The sequence below is a fragment of the Peribacillus sp. P4_C12 genome, assembly GCF_056402095.1.
The window spans coordinates 1-5902 of record NZ_JBFUIB010000227.1; the positions used below are offsets into that span (position 1 = coordinate 1).

7 protein-coding genes are annotated in these 5902 nt (G+C 31.1%); 1 reads left to right on the forward strand and 6 read right to left on the reverse strand.

Features of this window, described 5'->3' with window-relative positions:
- The first annotated feature begins 175 nt into the window (after positions 1–175).
- A complete protein-coding gene (locus tag AC1DUW_RS19520; RefSeq protein WP_477643246.1) occupies positions 176–1306 on the forward strand; it encodes an SIR2 family protein in 1131 nt (376 codons plus the stop codon).
- Positions 1307–1489: 183 nt separating this feature from the next.
- On the opposite strand, the gene AC1DUW_RS19525 is transcribed toward AC1DUW_RS19520, so the two are convergent.
- The 6 genes from AC1DUW_RS19525 to AC1DUW_RS19550 form a co-directional block, all read right to left on the reverse strand.
- Entirely contained in the window at positions 1490–2056 is a 567-nt protein-coding gene (locus AC1DUW_RS19525; protein ID WP_477643247.1) for a hypothetical protein, read from the reverse strand.
- Positions 2043–2801: a hypothetical protein gene (locus AC1DUW_RS19530; RefSeq protein ID WP_477643248.1), complete on the reverse strand. Its 759-nt coding sequence runs from the start codon at positions 2799–2801 to the stop codon at positions 2043–2045. Before AC1DUW_RS19530 ends, AC1DUW_RS19525 begins: the two co-directional genes overlap by 14 nt.
- A 127-nt stretch (positions 2802–2928) precedes the next feature.
- Positions 2929–3513: an HNH endonuclease gene (locus AC1DUW_RS19535; protein WP_477643249.1), complete on the reverse strand. Its 585-nt coding sequence runs from the start codon at positions 3511–3513 to the stop codon at positions 2929–2931.
- A gap of 2 nt (positions 3514–3515) precedes the next feature.
- Complete coding sequence (locus AC1DUW_RS19540) at positions 3516–3779, reverse strand: EVE domain-containing protein (protein ID WP_477643252.1); 264 nt, start codon at positions 3777–3779, stop codon at positions 3516–3518.
- The gene (locus AC1DUW_RS19545) at positions 3780–4277 is read right to left on the reverse strand and encodes a hypothetical protein (RefSeq protein WP_477643250.1); all 498 of its coding nucleotides are present in this window, start codon (positions 4275–4277) and stop codon (positions 3780–3782) included.
- A 665-nt stretch (positions 4278–4942) separates the two neighbouring features.
- On the reverse strand, positions 4943–5902 hold a 960-nt coding region (locus AC1DUW_RS19550), incomplete at its 5' end, for a DUF4238 domain-containing protein (RefSeq protein WP_477643251.1).

Here is a 5902-nt window from a genome sequence, read left to right on the forward strand (position 1 = left end):
AGTTTCCTTTGTTTCATTCTCCAAGTTAATTGTTACTGAAAGAAAAGCAACCTCAGTTAATCTATCAAAGACTACTCTATACGATACTTAATAATAAAATTATAGCTTAGTAGTATTTCCCAAAAATACTATGTTATAATTTGGAATAATAAACTTTCTGGGAGGATATATCTAGATGTCAATTGCTAATATTGAATTAATTGCTTCTAATGAATTAAAAAAAGCACTAAGTAAATTATCCGTTCAAACAATATCGAAATTTCTAGATGAGACTTCTATTTCAAGTAACATAAACATTCAAACCTCAAATGAAGACCATATTGCTAATTTAAATAAAGCATACAAAGATGAGGAATTAGTATTAGTACTTGGAGCAGGAGTTTCTGTACCATATAATCTTCCTAACTGGGGAAATTTACTACAAAAATTGTTATTTGAAACTTTTAACAATAGTAATACTGATACTGACGTACAATTTGTATTATCGAAATTATTTCCCGAATTATTTCCTAATAGCCCTTTAATTTCTGCAAGATTTCTTGAAGAGTATTTCAAGAAGGAAGATAATGGTAAAGCGTTTGAAGAGATGGTAAAAGAAGCACTTTATGTAGATATAAATAGAGATGCGGATTCACTAACTATTAAAGAGATTTTACATTTCTGTATTGCTCCAGGAAGAAGCCCAAATCTCGATAGCATCATTACGTATAATTATGACGATATTCTTGAGGTTGCTTTAATAAATAGCAATGTAGAAATTCCATTTAAATCAATATATAAAGTGGGGATGAATCCTAAAAATAGGGAATTACCTATCTATCATGTTCACGGTTATTTGCCTGAAGTACAAGAAATTGATAAAGACCATAAAATAACTCTAAGCGAAAATTTATATCATAAACAGTATAATGATATCTATAGTTGGAATAATATGGTTCAAATTAACAAATTCAAAGATAATGTTTGTATATTTATAGGTATATCTCTTACAGACCCGAACATTAGAAGGCTACTCGATATTGCAATGTTACAAAAAGGGAATAATCCAAAATATCATTATTTATTCAAGATGAGGTATAACCCTAAAGATGTGGAAAGAGATTTAGAAGAACTCCTGAGTAAAAATGAGCTACTACTAGATGAAAAAGCTAAAGCCAATCTGAAACTAGACGAAGCTTCTAAACAACTTTTGACAAAGATGGAAGAATTCGAAGAAATAGATGCAGCATCATTTGGTATAAAAATCATATGGATAAGAGACTATGATGAAATTGCAGACATTCTCAAAGAAGTTAGAACGAGTTAATACTCTCGAAGTCTATTATTTTACTAAACAAGTGACACCTATTTGTAGTTACTTGTTTAGTGATGTATGTTTCAATTGAACGAGTACCTATTAAAATCAAAAATTTATTATGTTTGACTTTGGATAGAATTTGTGAATTAAGACCAATAAGGAAAAGGGAAATTATCCGATTAGCATCTATTTTTATGAATTTTCTATTAACTCTCTTATTAAAAAATCACGGAAATTATATTGGTCTAGAATTCTTACTTCATTCTCTAAACTAAATTGATTTGGAGTATGGTAAATAACATTACCAAATGTGAGTCTACTTGGGAATGATATACATAAGTTAGCAGTAAATTGTTCTATTTGATTTACTCCTACCCAGTTTATAATACGCTTATCTTGGTTAGATTTTCGCCTTAATCCTACTGTTAGCAATTCTTTAATAGAAGACTGAGAACCATGGAAACGTCCTCTGAATTCTGCAGTGTTTTGTCCTGTGGGAAGCAAAATACAAGAAAAGTGAACGTTGGGAACGATATCCCTTTTAGTGACTCCTAAATTATTTACGTCTATAGTTTCCCATGCTTTTAGCATTTCTTCTGCATGCGTATGTAAAGTTTGCAAACCACTGTCTTGGATATTACTTAAAAGGCTCTTACATTTTGTTAAATTATTAATACAATTCTGTTTGTTCCCCACCCAAATATCTAATCTAGCATCATTATAATATCTCATTGCATCTAACTCATTACCCGAAACCATAAAATGCCTCCTTTACTGCTTTTGAGTTAAGCCATAACTTTTTTTTATCTTTACTTGCGAGTATGCTTCTGACCTCTGACACATCTCTTGGAATTATTAGATTAAAGTTTACGATTAACTCATCGGGTTGTCTATAATCTATAGTTGAGATTAAACCATACCCGAAGTCTCTACTAGATGGATAACTGTTCCAGTATGCTGCTAACTGTCTGAATGCCTTTGAGAAATCTGAGTTCTTACATTCACCTGCTATAAAAGGTATTAATTCTAATTCTGGTCTTTTCTTTCTTTTATTAAATTTTTTATTATACGCCTCTAGAAAAGGTCTAGTATCCAAAAACAAATCCGGGGAACTATTATTTGAAACTGATGTAATATGACATACATTTAAAAAATTAGGATATGTAATTTGAGATTCTAACGCTAAGATAGTGAATACCTCTCCAAAGTTTCCAGCAATAGAAGTTCCTGCTACTTTTAAATGTTGAGGCTTATAGGCAGGATGGATTGGTGATATTGTTTGATTTAAAGCCCACCATAAACTCCTAGGTTGTCTATAAATTGATAAATGATTCCCTAACTGAAGTACAAGGCTCTCGCCCCATAATGAACCATAAATATTAAGTTCGGAATCATTAGTATCAATTCTCCATCTAGCTAAGGGACGAGGCGTAAAAGCCGGAGATTTTTTGTAATCGGGTCTTTTCTTCCCAATAAATAGATTAGCTGTCATTTTAAAATTCATTTTCTTCACCCTGTTTTTGTAATACTAGCTTTAAAAACAAAATTTTCCTTACCAAATTACACTGCCCCTTTTTCATACGGAAATAACTTATTCTAATTATATTTATACAAATTTCCCCTATGCCATTTCATGTACTCCCGCTGACTCTCATTAATTCTATATACATAGTATCATTGACATTAAGAAAGACCTTGGTCAATTCATCCAAACTATCTGAAATCAAAATTGTTCCCTCTTCGTCAAAACTAATATAAACCTTGTCAAACAAAGAATCATGATTTGGGCAAAGCAACAACCCATTATTTACATCTATTCTCTCTTGATTATTGGATTGACTCCAAGGCTTAATATGACTTGCTACTAAGAAACGTTCATCTGTGACACCACACAACCTGCATTTCTTCTCAATTGCTAAAAGAGACTTTTTAAAAGCGGACTGTCCAATTCTGGACTTAATGACTTGTTCTTTCTCAGTTTCTGTTATATCTTTTTCTATTTCTGTTTGTATATTAATAATAAGGTCATTTTGCATAATAATGCTGCAAGAGTCCCAAATCCTCTGAATTTCATATGCATGGTTGGGTGGCAATAAGAAATTTTTTTTGGTTCTTTGTCTAAGGATAAGTAACTCCTTTAAAACAGGATGTTCCATATGAAAATTTCTGCTAATAAATCCCTCTTCAAGTCTAACTTCTAGCACTTCTAACTTCACACCTAAGTATGGTTTCTTCCAGTCATCTGTACGCCAATATTCCCTTGCACTTCATCATTAGGTCTCTCTTGAGGTAAACTAATTACACGAGTTTTTGAAATTATTCCTCCGTTCCCTCTTTTTTTCCCAATTGACCTCCACATAAAAACAACATCATTTAATTTAATACTAGTTCGGTAATGTTTCTGCCTTAATGACCACCATATGTATTTATTATTCTTTACATAATTATCAATATTAAAAGCATCAGGATTCCCCTGAAATATCTATATATTTTGTTCTTTAAGTATTCCTATGTCCTGTTGAATACTTGTATTTTGCTCTTCTAATCTTTTTATTAATGATGTTTTTTCTTTCTGATTTAATATCTCTTCAGATGTAGCCACTTCATTAACAAAAGTTGTTGGACTAATAATATTTTTGTTGCCTCTAAAATAAGCCTCTAAATTCTTATGTAATTCAATATTTGTATCATCAACCCAATTATCCCCATTTAATCCATCCTCTTTATAATGAACCATCGTCACCTTATTCAAAGTAAAAATCGAAGGGTCATGATTGATAATCCATTTAAACGCATTATTCTTAGCAACCGTAAGACCATTATAGTAGCTTTCCTTAAAAACTGAATGATTTCTTAACAAGGTTAACTTATACTTACTATCTTCAAGTTTGGCAGTAATAATATAATACTTGGTTTCCTTTGTCCTTCCCTTGGCATATTCTTTATTTGTAAACCTTTTATTATACTTCTCTATATCCACATCTTTCCTCCTTTTAGCTGTTGATTTTTACCTGAAACTGGAGAAATACCCATTCATGAATAGGTAATGTTCTATATATATACAATTTCAATTAGAAGTTGATTCTTAAAACCACCTCGAGATTAATTCAGCTTACGTAATGTAACCTTAATTGCCTACTTCTTTTGTCATTGTTACAGGGAAATCATACCATATTGTTGGTAAGTTTTTGAGGAAAGTTTAAAAAGAGAGTAGCGATATTTTTTTGCTACTCTCTAAGTGTGACTAAGCAGTATTGGTTGGAGTTAATAAAGTCCTCAGAAAGCAAAAATTAAGTTCAAACGACCATTAATTCTTCTGGATTTTAGTATATCGGGAACTTCAAAGTGTGAGCCAAGCAACTAAATCCCCAATCCTAAAAAAGGTGGCACAAAATGTGTAAAAATCCCCCCACCCCAATGAAAATGCTAAAGAGACCCACCCTTAGGAAGTACCCTTAGCTTGCTTCATATTCTTTAACCTTGCGATAGAATAGCCTTAGTAATATTTGATTTCGTCATTGCTTCAACTGCAGTGATATCTCCAGTTCTCCATAGTTTGTTAGTTTATTTTTTCTTGAAAACCACCCTACTATCGCAAATATATAAACACTAGATTCACTTAGGATATGGTTCTCAGCATTGTATCTAAGTTAGGTTTTTATCATATTTCTTCGCATCCATAAATTGTTGAGCATATGGTCTTATTGGTCCTGCCATATGGGGGGGTAAAGGAATACTTAGCATCTTTTGGGGAATTTTAAAAATTGATAAGTTGATTCTTTCAGTAACTTTATTTTGAGAGAATCCTATTAATTTATTTTTTTCGTCCCCTAAAAAAGTTAATTCTTCATCTGAGTCTGGTTTATTATATTTCCTTAACTCAACTAAACGATTAATTGTCGATTCTTTCATATCATTATTAAAAAATATACTTTGATAAGAATTAAGGTATATTAATCTATTTATTTCATCAACTTGTCTACCTTTTTTTATTTCTATATTTCCATCTTCATTGGTCGTATGTTCGTACATCACATTATCAAATATACAGATACATAATTTTGGACTTATAGGAAAGAACAATTGTATACCCATGTTACTAAAGCCATATCCACGTAGGAGATACTGCCTTTGTACATACATCTGGTTATATCTAACTAAAGGATTATCAGATGTTATAAATTTCCTATCATTTTTACTTATTAGTAATACAGCTTTTAAATCAAATAAAATTGGAAATATACCTCTAGTAGCATCAATTGAATAAATGTTAGGGATGTTTAAGCTAATTCTATATTTTTCAATTTCTTTTTCAGAAAAGCCATTTGTTGGGTCCATTTTTAGTATGTGGCTCATTAAGTTATCAACAAAGTTATTCATTGAATCAGCAGTTCTCAAGGTTCGTGCCTCACTTAATAAAATAAAAAACAATAATAAATCATATTCTTTACTGCCCTGCTTTGGAAGTTTGTTAATATTTATTATGTCTTTAATAATATTTGAGCACTCTGTTTCAATTTCTTGAAACCAATCCTCCAATGTACCATCGTCACCATAGAGATAATCCTTACATGCTTGCTTTTTAATTGAAGCTTCTTTTATATA

Bases quoted from the DNA above. Each gene is read 5' to 3' on its own strand.
- AC1DUW_RS19520 (WP_477643246.1), top strand. From the start codon at position 176: ATGTCAATTGCTAATATTGAATTAATTGCTTCTAATGAATTAAAAAAA.
- AC1DUW_RS19525 (WP_477643247.1), bottom strand. From the start codon at position 2,056: ATGGTTTCGGGTAATGAGTTAGATGCAATGAGATATTATAATGATGCT.
- AC1DUW_RS19530 (WP_477643248.1), bottom strand. From the start codon at position 2,801: ATGAATTTTAAAATGACAGCTAATCTATTTATTGGGAAGAAAAGACCC.